Annotated in this window: 16 protein-coding genes and 1 tRNA gene; 11 read left to right on the top strand and 6 right to left on the bottom strand. The window is 67.2% G+C overall.

Translation table 11 applies throughout. The features are described 5' to 3' along the window. Position 1 precedes the first annotated feature (1 nt). Positions 2-1,033, top strand: a complete 1,032-nt coding sequence (locus tag AC3WLC_RS07055) for a DUF1214 domain-containing protein (RefSeq protein WP_493683227.1) — start codon at positions 2-4, stop codon at positions 1,031-1,033. A 520-nt stretch (positions 1,034-1,553) separates the two neighbouring features. On the opposite strand, the gene AC3WLC_RS07050 is transcribed toward AC3WLC_RS07055, so the two are convergent. Both AC3WLC_RS07050 and AC3WLC_RS07045 read right to left on the bottom strand, forming a co-directional pair. Next, positions 1,554-1,628: transfer RNA gene (locus AC3WLC_RS07050), tRNA-Glu, on the bottom strand. 119 nt (positions 1,629-1,747) lie between these two features. Beyond that, positions 1,748-2,866: an alkene reductase gene (locus tag AC3WLC_RS07045; RefSeq protein WP_493683226.1), complete on the bottom strand. Its 1,119-nt coding sequence runs from the start codon at positions 2,864-2,866 to the stop codon at positions 1,748-1,750. Positions 2,867-3,045: 179 nt separating this feature from the next. On the opposite strand from AC3WLC_RS07045, the gene AC3WLC_RS07040 reads away from it, so the two are divergent. From AC3WLC_RS07040 to AC3WLC_RS07010, 7 genes are all read left to right on the top strand, one after another. Continuing rightward, positions 3,046-3,846: a ComF family protein gene (locus tag AC3WLC_RS07040; RefSeq protein ID WP_493683225.1), complete on the top strand. Its 801-nt coding sequence runs from the start codon at positions 3,046-3,048 to the stop codon at positions 3,844-3,846. A 45-nt stretch (positions 3,847-3,891) separates the two neighbouring features. Continuing rightward, the gene (gene grxC / locus AC3WLC_RS07035; RefSeq protein WP_092161499.1) at positions 3,892-4,152 is read left to right on the top strand and encodes a glutaredoxin 3; all 261 of its coding nucleotides are present in this window, start codon (positions 3,892-3,894) and stop codon (positions 4,150-4,152) included. Positions 4,153-4,165: 13 nt separating this feature from the next. After that, positions 4,166-5,029, top strand: a complete 864-nt coding sequence (locus tag AC3WLC_RS07030; RefSeq protein WP_493683224.1) for a carbon-nitrogen hydrolase family protein — start codon at positions 4,166-4,168, stop codon at positions 5,027-5,029. A gap of 66 nt (positions 5,030-5,095) precedes the next feature. Further along, a complete protein-coding gene (locus tag AC3WLC_RS07025; protein WP_493683223.1) occupies positions 5,096-5,593 on the top strand; it encodes a DUF1178 family protein in 498 nt (165 codons plus the stop codon). 195 nt (positions 5,594-5,788) lie between these two features. Next, complete coding sequence (locus tag AC3WLC_RS07020) at positions 5,789-6,187, top strand: MarR family winged helix-turn-helix transcriptional regulator (protein WP_493683222.1); 399 nt, start codon at positions 5,789-5,791, stop codon at positions 6,185-6,187. A gap of 47 nt (positions 6,188-6,234) precedes the next feature. Then, entirely contained in the window at positions 6,235-7,548 is a 1,314-nt protein-coding gene (locus AC3WLC_RS07015; RefSeq protein ID WP_493683221.1) for an MFS transporter, read from the top strand. Positions 7,549-7,561: 13 nt separating this feature from the next. Next, positions 7,562-8,254, top strand: a complete 693-nt coding sequence (locus AC3WLC_RS07010) for an SDR family NAD(P)-dependent oxidoreductase (protein WP_493683220.1) — start codon at positions 7,562-7,564, stop codon at positions 8,252-8,254. Between the two features lie 6 nt (positions 8,255-8,260). Here the strand turns inward: AC3WLC_RS07010 and AC3WLC_RS07005 are convergent, their stop codons facing one another. Together AC3WLC_RS07005 and AC3WLC_RS07000 are read right to left on the bottom strand one after the other, a co-directional pair. Beyond that, positions 8,261-8,932: an RraA family protein gene (locus tag AC3WLC_RS07005; RefSeq protein WP_493683219.1), complete on the bottom strand. Its 672-nt coding sequence runs from the start codon at positions 8,930-8,932 to the stop codon at positions 8,261-8,263. Between the two features lie 32 nt (positions 8,933-8,964). After that, entirely contained in the window at positions 8,965-10,197 is a 1,233-nt protein-coding gene (locus tag AC3WLC_RS07000) for an aminotransferase-like domain-containing protein (RefSeq protein ID WP_493683218.1), read from the bottom strand. A gap of 150 nt (positions 10,198-10,347) precedes the next feature. On the opposite strand from AC3WLC_RS07000, the gene AC3WLC_RS06995 reads away from it, so the two are divergent. Continuing rightward, on the top strand, positions 10,348-10,872 hold the full coding sequence (locus AC3WLC_RS06995; protein ID WP_493683217.1) for an Lrp/AsnC family transcriptional regulator: 525 nt from the start codon (positions 10,348-10,350) through the stop codon (positions 10,870-10,872). Between the two features lie 12 nt (positions 10,873-10,884). On the opposite strand, the gene AC3WLC_RS06990 is transcribed toward AC3WLC_RS06995, so the two are convergent. Next, the gene (locus AC3WLC_RS06990) at positions 10,885-12,222 is read right to left on the bottom strand and encodes a metal-dependent hydrolase family protein (RefSeq protein WP_493683216.1); all 1,338 of its coding nucleotides are present in this window, start codon (positions 12,220-12,222) and stop codon (positions 10,885-10,887) included. A gap of 333 nt (positions 12,223-12,555) precedes the next feature. On the opposite strand from AC3WLC_RS06990, the gene AC3WLC_RS06985 reads away from it, so the two are divergent. Further along, on the top strand, positions 12,556-14,541 hold the full coding sequence (locus tag AC3WLC_RS06985; RefSeq protein ID WP_493683215.1) for a protein meaA: 1,986 nt from the start codon (positions 12,556-12,558) through the stop codon (positions 14,539-14,541). 371 nt (positions 14,542-14,912) lie between these two features. Beyond that, the gene (locus AC3WLC_RS06980) at positions 14,913-15,917 is read left to right on the top strand and encodes a trypsin-like serine peptidase (RefSeq protein WP_493683214.1); all 1,005 of its coding nucleotides are present in this window, start codon (positions 14,913-14,915) and stop codon (positions 15,915-15,917) included. A gap of 101 nt (positions 15,918-16,018) precedes the next feature. On the opposite strand, the gene AC3WLC_RS06975 is transcribed toward AC3WLC_RS06980, so the two are convergent. Continuing rightward, entirely contained in the window at positions 16,019-16,888 is an 870-nt protein-coding gene (locus tag AC3WLC_RS06975; protein ID WP_493683213.1) for an urea carboxylase-associated family protein, read from the bottom strand. Positions 16,889-16,927 lie beyond the last annotated feature (39 nt).

Here is a 16,927-nt window from a genome sequence, read left to right as displayed (position 1 = left end):
CATGCGAAAGACGCTCGCCCTTTCCGCTGCGGTCGTCCTCTCGGCCGTCAGCATCGCTCGAGCCCAGGCGCCCGAGTCCAAGGCAAACCCCGTGACGGTCGAGAATTTTGCTCGTGCCGAATCCGATCTCTACTTCGGAGGCATCGTCAGGAACGGAGGCTTCGGCAAGTTTGATCACACCCGTGAGCCCGCGCCGCTCGACAAGCAGACGATTATCCGTCTCAACCGAGACACGCTCTACTCGTCAGCGGTGTTCGACCTCGATGCCGGGCCGGTCACGGTTACGATTCCCGATGCCGGCAAGCGCTTCATCTCGATGCAGGTATTCGACGAGGACCAGTACACGCACCAGGTCGCCTATAAGCCGGGCAGCTATACGCTGACGCGCGACGCCATTGGGACCCGCTATGTCGCGGTGGCATTCCGCACACTCGCCGACCCGGCGAACCGGCAAGACATGGCACAGGCCCACGCCGCGCAGGACGCGATCAAGGTCGAGCAGCCGGGTGGGCCGGGCAAGTTCGAAGTGCCGGCCTGGGATCAAGCCACTCAGAAGAAGGTCCGCGATTTGCTGATCGCTCTCAGCGATACGCTGCCTGACAAGAACCGGATGTTCGGCACCCGAGCGGAAGTCGATCCAGTGCGCTTCCTGCTGGGGGCGGCCTCCGGCTGGGGTGGCAATCCCGAGAAAGAGGCCACCTATCTCAACGTCTTTCCCGAGATGAACGACGGCAAGACCGCCTATGGCCTGAAGGTACCGGCGAGCGTTCCGGTCGACGGCTTCTGGTCCGTCACGGTCTACAACGCGGAAGGCTTCTTCACCCCGAATGAGCTCAACGCCTACTCGCTCAACAATATCACCGCGAGGAAGAGCGCCGACGGCAGCTTCGATATCCAGTTCGGCGGGTGCGACGGCAAGATAGCCAATTGCCTGCCGATCACCAACGGTTGGAACTACATGATCCGTCTGTATCGGCCCCGTGCAGAGATCTTGAGCGGCAGCTGGGCGTTTCCGGTTGCCGCAGCGAAGTAGGTCGCATTTCGATGCCTGATCCCCGTTCTTCCTCCCCGGCCTCGACGCGGTCATTCTTCCGTCTGCTCTGCGCTGTCGGCGCCCTGTGCGGCGGAGCTTCGCATGCTGCAGCCCAGATGCGAGAAGACGTGCCCGGGATCGCTCCCGGGTCCCGGCAGGCTATCTGAAGAAGGAGCAGCAACTCGCGGGCGCCGCGCTCTTGCCCGCACCGCCGTCGCCTTCGATGCGCAGATGCATGCCAGAGCCGCCACACTGCGCGGCACGCCGCGTTGGCATCAGGCGATCCGCGATGCGAGCCTGGATCCGGACAAGCTGACAGGCGTTTTCGCGTGCCCCGTGGGCGCTGCAATCACGCGAAAGGATACCCGGATATTCTTGCAGCGCTGGCCCGTTATGCAGGGGGCGGGAGGTATGCAGCCGGATCGGCCCGACATGCGCTCAGTGTGGGAAGAAAGCGTGGGAAATTTCGTTTTCCAGCGCCGCCCAAGAGAGAAAGCTCTGCGCTTTCAACAATATAGAGTGGCGCTCCCATGGGGAATCGAACCCCAGTTTTCGCCGTGAGAGGGCGACGTCCTGACCGCTAGACGATGGGAGCAGCGCGGCAAGGCCGTCCGTATAATCGGCACTCGCCCGCGCTGCAAGCCCTTCCGTGCAGTCGACGAAGAAAAACCTGCAGACGAGCAAAGACCTCGTCCGCAGGTGATCGCCCTACCCCTACTCCGCCGCTTGCACACCCTGCGCCGAAACCAGAGCCGGATAATCGGTGTAGCCCTTGGCGTCGCCGCCATAAAAGGTCGCGACATCCGGCGTGTTCAGCGGTGCATCCAGCTTCAAGCGCTCGGGCAAATCGGGATTGGCGATGAACAGCCGGCCGAAGGCGATCAGGTCGGCCTCGCCCTTCTCGACCGTCTCGATCGCGAGCTCGCGGGTGAAGCCGTTATTGGCGATGTAGGCGCCGCGGAAGGCCTTGCGCAGGGCCAAGTAGTCGAAGGGCAGGTAGTCGCGGGCATCGCGCGTCGCGCCCTCGACGACGTGGATGAAGGCGATGCCGCGCTTGTCGAGCTCGCCGACGAGATAGCCGAACAGCGCCTGCGGATCGGAATCGCGGGCGTCGTTGGCCGGGCTCACCGGCGAGATGCGGATGCCGACGCGCTCCTTCGGGAACACCTTGCTCACCGCGTCGACCACCTCCAGCGTCAGCCGGACGCGGTTCTCGATCGGGCCGCCATAGGCGTCCTGCCGCTGGTTCGAGCCGTCGCGCAGGAACTGGTCGAGCAGGTAGCCATGGGCGCCGTGCAATTCGATGCCGTCGAAGCCGGCCGCCTTGGCGTTCTCGGCCGCCCGGACGAAATCGGCGACGATGCCGGGGATCTCGTCGAGGCCGAGCGCGCGCGGCTCGGAGACCTCGGCGAAGCCACTTTCGATATAGGTCTTGGTCTTGGCCAGCACGGCCGAGGGCGCGACTGGCGCCTGGTTGCCCGGCTGCAGCGAGACATGGCTGACGCGCCCGACATGCCAGAGCTGCGCGAAGATCAACCCGCCGGCAGCATGCACCGCATCGGTCACCGCCTTCCAGCCGGCGACCTGCGCGTCGCGATAAATGCCCGGCGTCCAGATATAGCCCTGGCCCTGCTGCGAGATCTGCGTCGCCTCGGTGATGATCAGCCCGGCGCCGGCGCGCTGGCGGTAGTACTCGACATTGAGCGCGTTCGGCGCATCATCGTGCTTGTTGGCGCGGTTGCGGGTCAAAGGCGCCATCACGACGCGGTTCTTCAATTCGAGATCGCCGAGGCGGAACGGCGTGAACAGCTTGGCGGGGGAGGCATGACTCATCGTGGCGATCCTTGTCGCGAAGCGGCGCTAAGGCCGCGGGAGGCATCCATGGCGCCGGTCACCGCGAGGCGGGCCGAAGCCGTCGCGAGCAAGATAGGCGACCTGGCAGGAATTGGCAGGTGCCGTCCTGCCCCGCTCGCGAGAAAGCGAAGACACTCTCTTTGCAGCTCCCATCGCGCATGAGCCTTTCCGAAAATCCCGAAGAGGCGGGAAAAACCCTCTCCACGCGCTGGCTGCGGCGTGGGCGCAGCTGGCTGCGAGCAGGCGTCGGCAGCGCCGTCGGCCTGGTTTATCCGCCTGCATGCGTCGGCTGCCGGGCTGCCACGAGCGAGGCGCAGGGCCTCTGCGCCCAATGCTGGAGCGGGCTCGGCCTGATCGAGCGCCCCTATTGCGAACGCCTCGGCACGCCCTTCGAGGTCGATCTCGGACCGGGGCTGATCTCGCCGGCCGCGATCGCCGACCCGCCGGTCTTTGCCCGCGCCCGCGCTGCCTGCCGCTTCGACGGCACGGCGCGCGAATTGGTGCACCGGTTGAAATATGGCGACCGGACCGAGCTTGCCCTGATGCTCGGGCGGATGATGGCCCAGGCCGGCCGCGAGGTGATCGCCGAGGCCGATCTCATCGTGCCCGTGCCGCTGCACCGCTTCCGCCTGTGGACGCGGCGCTTCAACCAGGCGGCGGCGCTGGGGGTGGCACTCTCCCGCCAATCCGGTCGCCCTTGCGCGCCGCAGGCGCTCGCCCGCGTCAAGCGGACGAAGCAGCAGGTCGGGCTGACCAGGGCGCAGCGGGCCGACAACCTGCAGGGCGCCTTCAAGGTGCTGCCGGCGATGCGCCCGCTGGTCGAGGGAAGGCGCATCCTCCTCGTCGACGACGTGCTGACCACCGGCTCGACCGTCAATGCGGCGTCACGCGCCCTGCTGCGCGGCGGAGCGAGCGCGGTCGACGTGCTGACCTTCGCCCGGGTCGTGACGGAAGCGTGACGGCTCCCTATATTGCAAGGCGAAACAGTCTTTCGGGATAGGCAGATGCCGCAGGTCACGATCTACACCACGGGCTGGTGCCCCTATTGCCATGCCGCCAAGGCACTGCTGACGAAGAAGGGCGTCGCCTTCGAGGAGATCGGTGTCGACGGCAAGCCGGAGCTGCGCCAGGAGATGACCGCCAAGGCCGGCGGCCGCACCTCCGTGCCGCAGATCTTCATCGGCGGGCGCCATGTCGGCGGCTCGGATGATCTGCACGCGCTCGATGCCCGCGGCGAGCTCGATCCGTTGCTGAAGGCAGCCTGAAGGAAACGCCCCGATGACCGCGCCACGCTTCACCGCCGCCTGCGTCCAGATGCGCTCGACGCGCGACCCGTTGCGCAATCGCGACGACGCGGTGCGCCTGATCCGCGAGGCGGCGACGGCCGGTGCGCAGTTCGTTCAGACGCCCGAGGTCACCAATCTCTGCGAGCGCGACACCAAGCGCCTGCGCGAGATCAGCCAGAGCGAGGATCAGCACGACGTGCTGGCCGGGCTGCGTCAGGCTGCCCGCGAGGCCAGGATCTGGCTGCAGATCGGCTCGCTCTCGGTCAGGGCCGGCGAGAAGATCGCCAACCGCGCCTATATGATCGATCCCCAGGGCGAGATCGCAGCGCGCTACGACAAGATCCATCTCTTCGACGTCGACCTCCCCAATGGCGAGACCTGGCGCGAATCCAACACCTTCTCCGGCGGCGACCAGGCGACTTTGGTCGAGACGCCTTGGGGGCTGATTGGCATGTCGATCTGCTACGATGTCCGCTTCCCCTATCTCTACCGGGCCGAGGCCGAGGCTGGCGCCTTCATGCTGACCGCACCGGCCTGCTTCACCCGCCAGACCGGCGAGGCGCATTGGCAGGTGCTGCAACGGGCCCGCGCCATCGAGAATGGCGCCTTCATGGTCTCGGCGGCGCAGGGCGGCCTGCATGAGGACGGCCGCGAGAGCTATGGCCATTCGATCATCGTCGATCCCTGGGGCCGCGTTCTGGCCGAGGCCGGCAACGAGCCCGGGCTGATCATGGCCGAGATCGACCTTGCTTTGGTCGCGGACGCCCGCCAGCGCATCCCGACCCTGCGCCACACCCGCTCCTTCGCGGTCGAGACCCGCAAGGGCGAAGAGCCACGGCTCGACGCGGCCGAGTGAGCGTGAAACTTGTCGCGGAACGGCTGCGCCCCTATCTGCAGCCGTTACCGCCGGCTTTGAGTTGACATGATCCGTTACACCCTGATCTGCGACAACGCCCACGAGTTCGAGAGCTGGTTCGCGAGTTCCGCCAGCTTCGACGAGCAGGCGAAGCGCGGCTTCGTCACCTGCCCGGTCTGCGACAGCGCCAAGGTCGAGCGCGCCGTGATGGCCCCGGCCGTGGCCCGGACGGATCGCGGCCCGCGGCCGGCTGCGCCTGCATCGGAGACCACTGCACCGCCTTCTGCCCCCGCTCCCTCCCCTGCCCCCGCAGCCCAGCCGGCCGCGCTGATGGGAGAGAAGGAGATGGCGTTTCGCGCCATGCTGACGGCGCTGCACGAGCATGTCGCCGCCAACGCCGAGCCCGTCGGCAAGAATTTCGCCGAGGAGGCGCTGAAGATCCATCACGGCGAGAGCGAGAACCGCGCCATCTATGGCGAGGCCAGCGCCGAGGACGCCCAGATGCTGCATGAGGAAGGCGTCGAGTTCCTGCCGCTGCCGCGCCTGCCCGAGGGGCGGAACTAGCTCTCCACGATCCGCCCTTGCCGTCATGGTCGGGCTTGTCCCGACCATCCACGCCTTCACCTCAGTGACCAGTTGGGCGTTCAAGACGTGGATGCTCGCCACAAGGGCGAGCATGACGGACGGTGAGCTCAATAGACCCGGCAAGCGACAGTCGCCTCTTGCATTCCCCGCATCGCGGGCATATACCCGCAACCCATGTCGGTTCCCTGCATCTGCACGACCCTGCGCTCGGCCTCGCGCCGGATGATCGCCTTCTATGACGAGACGATCGCTCCGGTCGGGGTCAATATCGCGCAGTTCAGCCTGATGCGCTCGATCGCTCGCGTCGAGCCGGTGACCCTGACTGCGCTCGGCCGCCGGGTCGAGCTCGACCGCTCGACCATCGGCCGCAATGTCCGCGTGCTCGAGAAGATGGGTCTTGTCGAACTCGGCCGCGGCGAGGACCAGCGCGAAGCCACGGTCACTCTGACCGAGGCCGGCCACAAGGTTCTGGAAGACGGCGCCCCCCTCTGGGACGGCGCCCAGAAATCCCTCGACGACCGCCTCGGCGTCGACTTCATGCGGCAATTGCACGCCGCGCTCGATTCGCTGTGATTTTCTGAAACGTAAGCGGGTATATACCCGCAAATAAGGAACGCCCGATGCCAACCGATCTCGCTGAACACCCGCAACCCATCGGCCTCGCCGCCGCCTTCGCCCGCCGCGGCATCCATTATGGCTGGGCCGTCGCGGCGGTGACCTTCCTCACCATGCTGGTCACCGCCGGCGCCGTCGGCGCGCCCGGCGTGCTAATCCTGCCGCTGCAGAAGGAATTCGGCTGGGCGACCTCCGAGATCTCCTCGGCGCTGGCCGTCCGGCTACTGCTGTTCGGGCTGATGGCGCCCTTCGCTGCCGCCTTCATGAATCGCTTCGGCGTCCGCCCTGTTGCCCTGGTCGCACTCAGCCTGATCGCGGCGAGCATCATCGGCTCCTTCTTCATGACGCAGCTCTGGCAGCTGGTGCTGCTCTGGGGCTTCGTCCTCGGCTTCGGGACCGGCCTCACAGCGATGGTGCTCGGCGCCACCGTCGCGACCCGCTGGTTCGTGCAGCGCCGCGGCCTGGTCGTCGGCCTGCTCACCGCCAGCACCGCGACCGGCCAGCTCGTCTTCCTGCCTTTGCTCGCGGCATTGACCGAGCAGGTCGGCTGGCGCGCCGCCATGACCTTCGTGCTCGGCATGATCGCGCTCGCGGCGCTCGGTATTCTCGCTCTGATGCGCGACCGGCCGGTCGATGTCGGCCTAGCCCCCTATGGCGCAACGCAGATCGTGCCGGCCCCTGCGCAGCCCGCCAGCCTCGGAGCGATGCTCGCCTCCCCGATCGTGGCGCTGCGCGATGCGGCGAAGACCAGCACCTTCTGGATCCTGTTCGGCACCTTCTTCGTCTGCGGCGCCAGCACCAACGGGCTGGTCCAGACCCATTTCGTCTCGCTCTGCGGCGATTACGGCATGGCGGCGGTGACGGCTGCGAGCGTGCTCGCGGTGATCGGCATCTTCGACTTCCTCGGCACGGTCGGCTCCGGCTGGCTCTCGGACCGCTATGACAGCCGCTGGCTGCTGTTCTGGTATTACGGCCTGCGCGGGCTCTCGCTGCTCTTCCTGCCCTTCACCGACTTCTCCTTCTACGGCCTCTCGATCTTCGCGATCTTCTACGGGCTCGACTGGGTGGCGACCGTGCCGCCGACGATCAAGCTCGCCGCCGACCGCTTCGGCGAGAAGGCGACGCTGGTCTTCGGCTGGATCTTCACCGGCCACCAGCTCGGCGCCGCCTTCGCCGCCTATGGCGCCGGCTTCAGCCGCACCGTCTATGACAGCTACCTGCCGGCCTTCTTCATCGCCGGCGCGCTCTGCCTCTTCGCCGCCGGCTTTTGCATCATGATGCGCGGCGGCGAGCCCAAGCCCATACCTGCGGCCGCCTGAACGGAGACCCGCGATGACCTCCCTGCCCTATCGCAGCGCCCTGATCGTCGGCGCCGGCTCCGGCATCAGCGCCTCGGTTGCGCGTGCGCTCGCGGCGCAAGGCGTCAAGGTCGGCCTCGCCGCCCGCAACACCGAAAAGCTCGCCGGGCTCGCGGCGGAGATTGGCGCCGCGACCTTCCAGGTCGATGCCGCCGATCCGGCCGCCGTCGCCAGCCTGTTCGAGGCTGCCGACGCCCAAATCGGCGAGCCCGACGTCGTCATCTACAATGCCAGCGGCCGGCTGCGCGGGCCGATCGCCGAACTCGATCCCGCCGCGGTCGCCCAGGCGCTCGCCGTCACCGCCTATGGCGCCTTCCTGGTGACGCAGCAGGCGGCGAAACGCATGCAGCCGCATGGCCGCGGCGCCATCCTGCTGACGGGCGCGACCGCCGGCATCAAGGGCTTCGCGCTGTCGGCCCCCTTCGCCATGGGCAAGTTCGCCCTGCGCGGCCTCGCCCAGAGCGCCGCCCGCGAGCTTGGACCGAAGGGGATCCATGTCGCGCATTTCGTCATCGACGGCGCGGTGCGCAGCACCCGCCACCCGGACACCGATGACGACACGCTCGACCCGGACGCTATCGCCCAGAGCTATCTCGACGTGCTCCTGCAGGGGCGGAGCGCCTGGTCGCTCGAGGTCGAGCTCCGGCCCTGGGTCGAGAGCTTCTGAACCCGCTCAGAGCTTCTCCATCGGCGGCACCTTGAAGGTCTCGACCGTCGAGGCGCCGCCGGCAAGCAGCACTTCCCATTCGGCCTCGGCCTTTACCCGCGCCAGACAGGGCGCGAGCTTGGCCTCGACCAGCCCATGCGGGACGAAGACGAGCCCGTCATCGTCGCCGACGACGAGATCATGCGGCTGCACGGCGACGCCGCCGAAGACGATCGGCCCGTTGACGATGCCGCGCTCCATCGAGGACGGGCCGCGCGGCATGATCCAGCGCGAGAAGAAGACGAAGTCGGGCCATTGCGAGACCGGACCGACATCGCGCACCGCGCCATCGACGACGACGCCGGCGATGCCCTTGCGCCGGGCGGCGCCGCCGAGCAGATCGCCGATCATCGCGGCGTCCTTGCGCCCACCGGCCGCGACGACGATGACGTCGCCGCGCTCGGCGACGCTGATCGCATGATGCACCGGCCCGTAATCGGCCGGCTCGCACCAAGCGGTGATCGCCTGGCCGACCAAGCGCTTGCCTGGGGCGAAGGGCCGTGTCGGCCGGATAGCCGGATCGGCGTGACCGGTGCCGCCGAGCTGGTCGGCGATCACCGAGCTCGGCACCGCCTGCCAGGCGCCGATCAGGGCTTGCGGCAGGCGCGGATGGGCAGGCGTGGCGAGACGGGTCGGCATCGGCGGTTCCTCGGTTTTCTTGTTTATCAGATTCAGGCTGCCCGGCCGGGCCGCTCGGCGAGCAGGCGGCGCACCGCCCGCTCCAGCCGGCGCACGCCCTCGACCAGCACCTCCGGCGAAGAGCGGGTGAAATTGACCCGCATCGCGCTCTTCAGCGTACCTGAGGGATCGAACACGCTCGACGGCACGAAGGCGACGTTCTCGGCCAGAGCGTGGGCATAGAGCGCATCGGTGTCGATCGCCTCATCCTTCGCTCGCATCCAGACGAACATACCGCCCGGCGGCACCTCCCACTCGAACCAGTCGGAGAGATGTGTCGCCGCAGCAGCGCACAGGGCGTCGCGGCGCTCGCGATAGGTCGCGACGATCTTCGGGATGTGCTGCGCCCCGAAATCGCTCTCGATCATCTCCAGCGCGATCGCCTGCGTCAGCAGGCTGGAGGCGATATCGGTCGACTGCTTGGCCAGCGCGAGCGTCGAGATGAGCGACGCCTCGGCCACGACCCAGCCGACGCGCAGGCCCGGCGCCAGGCTCTTCGACAGCGTGCCCAGATAGATCACCGGCCCGGCATAGGCGCCGTTCGGATGGCGCTGTGCGTGGTGGGCGAGAAGGCTCGGCCCGGCCGGCCCATCGAATTGCAGCGGCAGGTAAGGGTCGTCCTCGAGCAGCCAGGTCCCGGCCGCCTCGACCTTGTCGAGCAGAGTGGCACGCTCATCTTGCGGCACCAGCACGCCGGTCGGGTTGGAATAGTTCGGCACGGCATAGACGAATTTTGCCTGGCGTAGCGCCGCATCGTGGCCGGGCGCCTGCAGGCTCCAGTCGAGCCTCTCATAGCGTGGCATGCGCGGGCGCCAGGCGTCGAGCGCGCCGAGATAGGTCGGGAATTGCGAGAGGATCATCTCGCCAGGATCGACCAGCGCCTTGCCGACGAGGTCGAGCCCCTGCATCGCGCCTGTCGTCAGCAGCACATTCTCCGGCCCGAAGCGGCGGCCGGTCGTCGCGCTGAAGCGCTCGGCGATCGCCGCCCGCAGCGCCGGCAGGCCTTCGATCGCGCCATATTCGAGGATCTGCATGCCCCAGCGCGTCAGCGCCCGCTCCTGCGCCGCGGCGATCGCCTCGACCGGATAGATCTCGGAAGCCGGCAATCCGCCGGCGAGGCTGACGACATCCGGCCGCCCGCCGATCGCCATGAACTGCTGGGTGATGCTGTTGCCGGTCGAGAGCCAGCTGGCGAAAGCCGGCCGCCGCGCATCCGATGTCACCATGACGCCTGCACCATCCTCGTTTCGGCCGAAGCGGCCGCTTGTGAAGGTTTAGCACTCTCGAAGCGAGCGAATCCGTGCAATGATCGAGCACATCTTCTAATTGGCGCGACTTATCGCCCAGGAAGAGAAAATATGGAGTGAAACTCGCTCATGATCGAACTGGATCGCATCGACCGGAAGATCCTGGCCGCACTTCAGCAGAATGGCCGCATCTCCAATCTCGATCTCGCCGAAGCGGTCGGCCTTTCGCCGACACCCTGTGCCCGCCGCATCAAGCGGCTTGAGGAGGCCGGCGTCATCGAAGGCTATGCGGCGAAGATCAGCCCGGCGGCGCTCGGCTTCAGCATCTGCGTGATGGTCAGCGTCAAGCTCGCCAAGCAGAGCCCGGACGCCGCCGAGCAATTCATGAGCGCGATCCGCGACCAGCCCGAGATCACCGAATGCCTGCTGGTTACCGGCAATGTCGACTATCTCCTGCGCGTCTGGGTCAAGGATATCGAGGCGCTCCGCACCTTCATCAGCGAGGCCCTGCAGGCGATCCCCTGCGTCGCCGAGACCTCGACTATGGTCATCCTGGATACGCAGAGCTCGAACCGGTTGCTGAACGTCCCCGGTACGGCCCAGGTCCGGAAGGCGCAGCCCGCCCGGTCCGCACGCGAGGCGGACCGGGACTGATGCTGCTCGCGCCTACTTCGCCGCGACCTTGGCCGGCGCCGCCTTATGCACCCGGCCATTGCTCATCACGAACAGCACGCGCTGCAATTCGGTGATGTCCTTGGTTGGATCAGCAGCGACGGCGATCACGTCAGCAGCCTTGCCGGGCTCGAGCGTGCCGATCTGCTTGGAGAGGTCGAGCAGGTCGGCGGCATCGACGGTGCCCATCCGGATGGCGATATCGGCGGGGATGCCGGCCTTGACCATCAGCGCGAACTCCTCGGCATTGTTGCCGTGCTCGCTGACGCCGGTATCGGTGCCGAAGGCGATCTTGACGCCGCCGCGATAGGCGCGCCCGAGCATGTCGAGCATCAACGGGCCGACCTGGCGCGCCTTGTCGCGCACCGCCGGCGGCAGGAAGCCTTCTTCGTCCGCCATTTTCACCACGGTCGCGCCGGCGAGCACGGTCGGGACGAGATAGGCACCGCTCTTCTTGAACAGGGCGATGGACTCGTCGTTGAGATAGGTGCCGTGCTCAACCGAGTCGACGCCGGCTCGCAGCGCCGCGTTGACGCCATCGGCGCCATGAGCGTGCACCGCCACCTTGCGCCCCATGGCATGGGCGGCTTCGACAACGCCTTCGATCTCGTCGTCGAACATCTGCTTGCCGGTGCCGGCCGCCGTGTTGCTGAGCACGCCGCCGGTCGCGGTGATCTTGATCACGTCGGCGCCGCGCTTGATCTGGTTGCGCGCCGCATGGCGGCACTGCTCGCGGCCATTGCAGATATTGTCGCCGAGCTCGGGGAAGACATCCGGTGCAAAGCCGTTGATGTCGGAATGGCCGCCGGTGGCCGAGATCGACTGGCCGGCCGTAACGATCCTTGGCCCGGGCACCTGCCCCTTGCGGATCGCGTCGCGCAAAGCGAGCGCCGGCGCCCCGCGCGAGCCGAGATCGCGCACCGTGGTGAAGCCGGCATCGAGCGTGCGCCGGGCATAGACCACGCCGTCGAGCGCGACGTTCTCGCCGGTCTTCTTGACGCGCTGGAGTTCGGTATCGCGCGCCCGCTCCGAGGTGATGTGGACATGGGAGTCGATCAGGCCCGGCAAGACATAGCGGTCGCCGAGATCGACGACCGTCACCGCTTGCGCCGGCGCGCCGATGCTGTCGGCCGCGACGAAACCGTCCCTCAGCTCCTGGATCAGGCTGTTCTTGATGATCAGGCTGGTCTTGCCGCGGGCCGGCATGCCGGGAACCGCGAGCACCGAGCCCGCATGAATGATCGTCCAACGGTCGCCGGCCGGCGCTTGAGCCAGGGCGGCCGGCGCCAGGACCGCGGTGAACGCGGCAGCGAGCATGATCGCTTTCGACATCGGTTTCCTCCAGTGCAGCGACGTCACCGCCACGCGCCATCCTGCCTGTTGGCAGGGCGTGTTGCGTCGGGTGCGTCGCTTGATCTTGCGCAGGGACCTCCCTGCGGCTGGGCGCAATCTGCGGAGGAGAGCGGAAGACCGTCAATCGACAGGATGGCCGATCACGCATGCCCTGGCCGCAACCCTCGCGTGTCCCGATCCTGGCCACCGCAATCCAGCTCGAGCCTCCGCCCAATGTCGTAGACGACGAGCCGTCCCACTGGCGTTATCTTCGCTGCAGTGCAACAATCGAGATTGCACGAGCACATCAAGACGGCACGGCAGGGAGCGACCATGAACGCGATCGATCCGCTTCGGAACCAGACCCAGCGCGACAAGCCCTGGATCTTCCGGACCTATGCCGGCCATTCCGACGCGTCCGAATCGAACAAGCTCTACCGGACCAATCTCGCCAAGGGCCAGACCGGCCTCTCCGTCGCTTTCGATCTGCCGACCCAGACCGGCTACGACCCCGACCATGTCCTGTCGCGCGGCGAGGTCGGCAAGGTCGGCGTGCCGATCACCCATCTCGGTGACATGCGGGCGCTGTTCGCTGAGATCCCGCTGGCGCAGATGAACACCTCGATGACGATCAACGCGACGGCGGCCTGGCTGCTCTCGCTCTACATCGCCACCGCCGACGAGCAGGGTGCCGACCGAGCCGCCTTGCAGGGCACGACCCAGAACGACCTCGTCAAGGAATACCTGTCGCGCGGAACCTACGTCTTCCCGCCGCGCCCCTCGATGCGGCTGACCACCGACATCGTGGTGTTCACGGCGCGCGAATTGCCGAAATGGAATCCGACGAACGTCTGCTCCTATCATCTGCAGGAGGCCGGCGCCTCGCCGGTGCAGGAGCTCTCCTTCGCCTTGGCGACCGCGATCGCCCTGCTGGAATCGATCAGAGCCCGGCCAGAGGTCGCGCCCGAGGAGTTCGGCAGCGTCGTCGGCCGCATCTCCTTCTTCGTCAATGCCGGCATGCGCTTCGTCACCGAGCTCTGCAAGATGCGGGCGTTCGTCGATCTCTGGGACGAGATCACGCTGAAGCGCTTCAGCGTGCTGGAGGAGCAGCATCGCCGCTTCCGCTATGGCGTCCAGGTCAATTCGCTCGGGCTGACCGAGCCGCAGGCCGAGAACAATGTCTACCGCATCCTGATCGAGATGCTGGCGGTGACGCTGTCGAAGAAAGCCCGCGCCCGCGCCGTGCAATTGCCGGCCTGGAACGAGGCGCTCGGCCTGCCCCGCCCCTTCGACCAGCAATGGTCGCTGCGCATGCAGCAGGTGCTGGCCTATGAGACCGACCTGCTCGAATTCGGCGACATCTTCGACGGCTCGAAGGAGATCGACGCCAAGGTCGAGGCGCTGAAGGAGGCCGCGCTGGAGGAGCTGGCGAAGATCGACGCCATGGGCGGCGCGCTTGCCGCCGTCGAGAGCGGCTATATGAAGATGGCGCTGGTCGAGAACGGCGCCAAGCGCATCGAGGCGATCGAACGCGGCGAGCAAATTGTCGTCGGCGTCAACAAGTTCACCACCAGCGAGCCCTCGCCGCTATCGGCCGGCGACGGCGCCGTCGTCACCGTGCCGGATTCGGTCGAGATCGAGGCGATCGGCCGGCTGAAAGCCTGGCGCGCGGCGCGCGACGGCAAGGCGGTCGAGGCCGCGCTCTCAGAACTCGCCAGCGCGGCGAAAGAAGACCGCAACGTCATGCCGGCCTCGATCGCCTGCGCCAAGGCTGGCGTCACCACCGGCGAATGGGCGCAGACCCTGCGCGAGATCTTCGGCGAATACCGCGCCCCGACCGGCGTCGACACCACCAAGCTCGGCGACGATGCCGGCCTCGCCACCGTCAAGGCCGCCGTCGCCAAGGCGACCGAGCGCCTCGGCCGCCCACCGCGCTTCCTCGTCGGCAAGCCCGGGCTCGACGGCCACTCGAACGGCGCCGAGCAGATCGCGGTGCGTGCCCGCGATGCCGGCATGCAGGTCTCCTATGGCGGCATCCGCCAGACGCCCGAGGAGATCGTGACGCAGGCGAAGGAGACTGAAGCCGATATCATCGGGCTCTCCATCCTCTCCGGCTCGCATCTGCCGCTGGTGCGCGACGTCACCGCCCGCCTGCGCGTCGCCGGCATGGACGTTCCCGTCGTGGTCGGAGGCATCATCCCGCCCGATGATGAGAACGCGCTGCGCAATATGGGCGTCGCCAGGGTCTACACGCCCAAGGATTTCGCCCTCGACGGCATCATCGGCGACGTCGCGGGACTGGCGGCGAAGAAGGGCTGAGTGCTGGGATACTCGCGTTCCCAATAGGTGGGGGCTCGACACAGATCATTGTCATCCCGGACAAGCGGCGATAGCCGCGCCGATCCGGGATCCATTCCTGAGCCTTTCCGAAAGAGGTTCCGGCATGGATCCCGGGTCTACGCTACGCTCCGCCCGGGATGACGCGCGCTAGTAAATCGCGCAAAGCCTGTGATCCGACCGCCGTCCCCAACTCTCCGCCGGCGCGAAAAGCGCTCAGGCTTCCCCAAGCGCGTGCGGATGACTATCGTCCCGAAACTGCTCGATTGCCGCCACAATCCTGGCGCTGATCGAGCTGAAAGGCGGCAGCCGCCAGGGCCGCAAAGGGATTCGCTGAGGAGAGGAATGAGCGCATGCCCGCATGGCTGCAGACCAATTTGACCGGGACCACTATTCGCGCCGCCTTCATCGGCGCCATGGGCCTTGCCCTCGCGGGGCCCGCCGCGGCCCAGACGATGGGCTTCGACCCGAGCGACTTCGGCAAGGTCAGCATGCCGCGCCGGCAGAGCACCGGCGACGCCGCGACCCAGATCGAGAACAACAAGGGCGCCTTCGAGCCGATCGCGGAACTCGATCAGCGCGATCCGCTCGCCAAGATGGCCAAGCCCATCGGGCGCCTCGACATCCTCCTGAAGGACAACAAGACCGGCAAGCAGTCCGGCGCCCACTGCACCGGCGAGCTGCTGCCGGGCGACTATGTCCTCACCAACCACCACTGCCTGCCGCAGAGTGGCGAGATGACGCCGGTGCGCGCCATCATCGTCATGGACTTCCTGACGCAGGACGGCAAAGGCGCCAAGGTCTTCGAGCTCGACCCCAAGCCGGTCGAGTTCAACGCCAATCTCGACTACGCCATCGCCAAGGCGAAGGGTAATCCGACCGCGACCTACGGTTCGGTCAAGCTCGCCGCGACGCCGTCGGGCGGTGCGCCGTCGCTGATGGTGATCCACCACCCGGCCGGCCGGCCGAAGGTGATGAGCCGGTTCCGCTGCATGGCGACGCGCCAGCAGGGCGATGCGGCCGAACTGCGCCATCGCTGCGACACGCTCGGCGGCTCGTCCGGCTCGCTGCTCTATAACGCCAGCAATGCTGGCATCGCCTTGCACAAGCAGGGCGGCCTCGCCCCTAACGACCCGAACAGCTACAACACCGCGACCAGCATGACCGCGCTGCTCCAGGCCAGCCCGCTGCTGCGCAAGATGGCGGGCGCGGGCGGACAGGCCCCGGCCGCGGATGGCGGCGGTTCGGTCGCCTCGGGCGGCGGCCAGGACGACCAGCCGAGCTCGACCGAGCGCAGCAGCCTGCGCGGCTCCGACAATCTCGACACCGACGGGATGAACTCGCTGCTGAAGAACTGAAGCGGGCTTCCGTCATTGCGAGCGAAGCGAAGCAATCCAGGGGACGTAGAGTTCTGCCGCCCTGGATTGCTTCGTCGCTATGCTCCTCGCAATGACGAAATTCAGCCCTGCTCGCCGTGGCTGCGCCCGTAGGGGTTGCGCGGCGGCGAGGTCCAGCCTGCGAGCGTCGCCGGATCGGCCTCGTAGATCTCGACCTTGAGCGGGTGGCAGATTGCGACGTCGCTCGAATGCGTCTGGCCGCAATCGCCGCCTGGGCAGGCCGAGATCGCACCCAGCAGTTCGATCTCGGCGAAGAGCTCGAGGAAGTCGCCCGGCCGGACCGGGCTCGCCTTCATGAAATACTGCTGCGTGTCCCGGGTGAAGCCCGTGCACATGAAGACGTTGAGCACGTCGTGGACGTGATGCTCGACCTCGCGCGCCGGCAGCCCCCTCGCCTGCCCCAATGCACGGGCGAGGTTCGAATGGCAGCAATGATGGTAGTCGCCGCCATCGCCGAGCAGCCGGTGAGTATAGGGGTCGCAGCGCGTGCCGATCACGTCGTGCACGCCGGCGCCGTCCTGGTCGAAGCCATACCAGCCGAGCGTGTCATGGGTGATCGTCGCCATCGGCCGCAGATGCGGCAGGCTGCTCCAGAGCCGGTCGCCCAGCCCGACATGGGTCGCGTTCAGGGCGCGCGTCTTGCCGCTGAAGAAGCGCTCGTCTAGGTCATCCGCGTTCCAGAGATTGAGGTCGCCGACTTGCGGCCCCTCGATGCTGACGACCCGAAAGAAATGCCCCCTCGGTACGCGGAAGCTGCCGGCCTCGCGCGGCGGCACGATGATCTCGTCGCGCTTGGTCAAGGTCTGGCGCGCACGCGCCAGCATCGCCATGTCGGCGCCGGGCAGGCTGCCATTTGGATAGACCACGACAGGTGGCTTGCGCCGGCGCTCATCGGCATCGGTGGGGGCGATCACCTGCGAATCCGTCGTCATGGCCTCTCCGCCGGCTCCTGAGTCTACGATGTCCTGGGA

Source organism: Allobosea sp. GW821-FHT03A12 (assembly GCF_058986765.1).
This window is presented reverse-complemented; position numbering and strand designations above follow the sequence as displayed.

What these genes read in the sequence shown, in the direction of transcription:
- AC3WLC_RS07005 (WP_493683219.1), bottom strand. Translation starts at nt 8,932, where the DNA reads ATGCCGACCCGTCTCGCCACGCCTGCCCATCCGCGCCTGCCGCAAGCC.
- AC3WLC_RS07025 (WP_493683223.1), top strand. Translation starts at nt 5,096, where the DNA reads ATGATCCGTTACACCCTGATCTGCGACAACGCCCACGAGTTCGAGAGC.
- AC3WLC_RS07030 (WP_493683224.1), top strand. Translation starts at nt 4,166, where the DNA reads ATGACCGCGCCACGCTTCACCGCCGCCTGCGTCCAGATGCGCTCGACG.
- AC3WLC_RS07020 (WP_493683222.1), top strand. Translation starts at nt 5,789, where the DNA reads ATGTCGGTTCCCTGCATCTGCACGACCCTGCGCTCGGCCTCGCGCCGG.
- AC3WLC_RS07000 (WP_493683218.1), bottom strand. Translation starts at nt 10,197, where the DNA reads ATGGTGACATCGGATGCGCGGCGGCCGGCTTTCGCCAGCTGGCTCTCG.
- AC3WLC_RS06975 (WP_493683213.1), bottom strand. Translation starts at nt 16,888, where the DNA reads ATGACGACGGATTCGCAGGTGATCGCCCCCACCGATGCCGATGAGCGC.
- AC3WLC_RS07010 (WP_493683220.1), top strand. Translation starts at nt 7,562, where the DNA reads ATGACCTCCCTGCCCTATCGCAGCGCCCTGATCGTCGGCGCCGGCTCC.
- AC3WLC_RS06985 (WP_493683215.1), top strand. Translation starts at nt 12,556, where the DNA reads ATGAACGCGATCGATCCGCTTCGGAACCAGACCCAGCGCGACAAGCCC.
- AC3WLC_RS07045 (WP_493683226.1), bottom strand. Translation starts at nt 2,866, where the DNA reads ATGAGTCATGCCTCCCCCGCCAAGCTGTTCACGCCGTTCCGCCTCGGC.
- AC3WLC_RS06990 (WP_493683216.1), bottom strand. Translation starts at nt 12,222, where the DNA reads ATGTCGAAAGCGATCATGCTCGCTGCCGCGTTCACCGCGGTCCTGGCG.
- AC3WLC_RS07015 (WP_493683221.1), top strand. Translation starts at nt 6,235, where the DNA reads ATGCCAACCGATCTCGCTGAACACCCGCAACCCATCGGCCTCGCCGCC.
- AC3WLC_RS07040 (WP_493683225.1), top strand. Translation starts at nt 3,046, where the DNA reads ATGAGCCTTTCCGAAAATCCCGAAGAGGCGGGAAAAACCCTCTCCACG.
- AC3WLC_RS06980 (WP_493683214.1), top strand. Translation starts at nt 14,913, where the DNA reads ATGCCCGCATGGCTGCAGACCAATTTGACCGGGACCACTATTCGCGCC.
- AC3WLC_RS06995 (WP_493683217.1), top strand. Translation starts at nt 10,348, where the DNA reads ATGATCGAACTGGATCGCATCGACCGGAAGATCCTGGCCGCACTTCAG.
- grxC (WP_092161499.1), top strand. Translation starts at nt 3,892, where the DNA reads ATGCCGCAGGTCACGATCTACACCACGGGCTGGTGCCCCTATTGCCAT.
- AC3WLC_RS07055 (WP_493683227.1), top strand. Translation starts at nt 2, where the DNA reads ATGCGAAAGACGCTCGCCCTTTCCGCTGCGGTCGTCCTCTCGGCCGTC.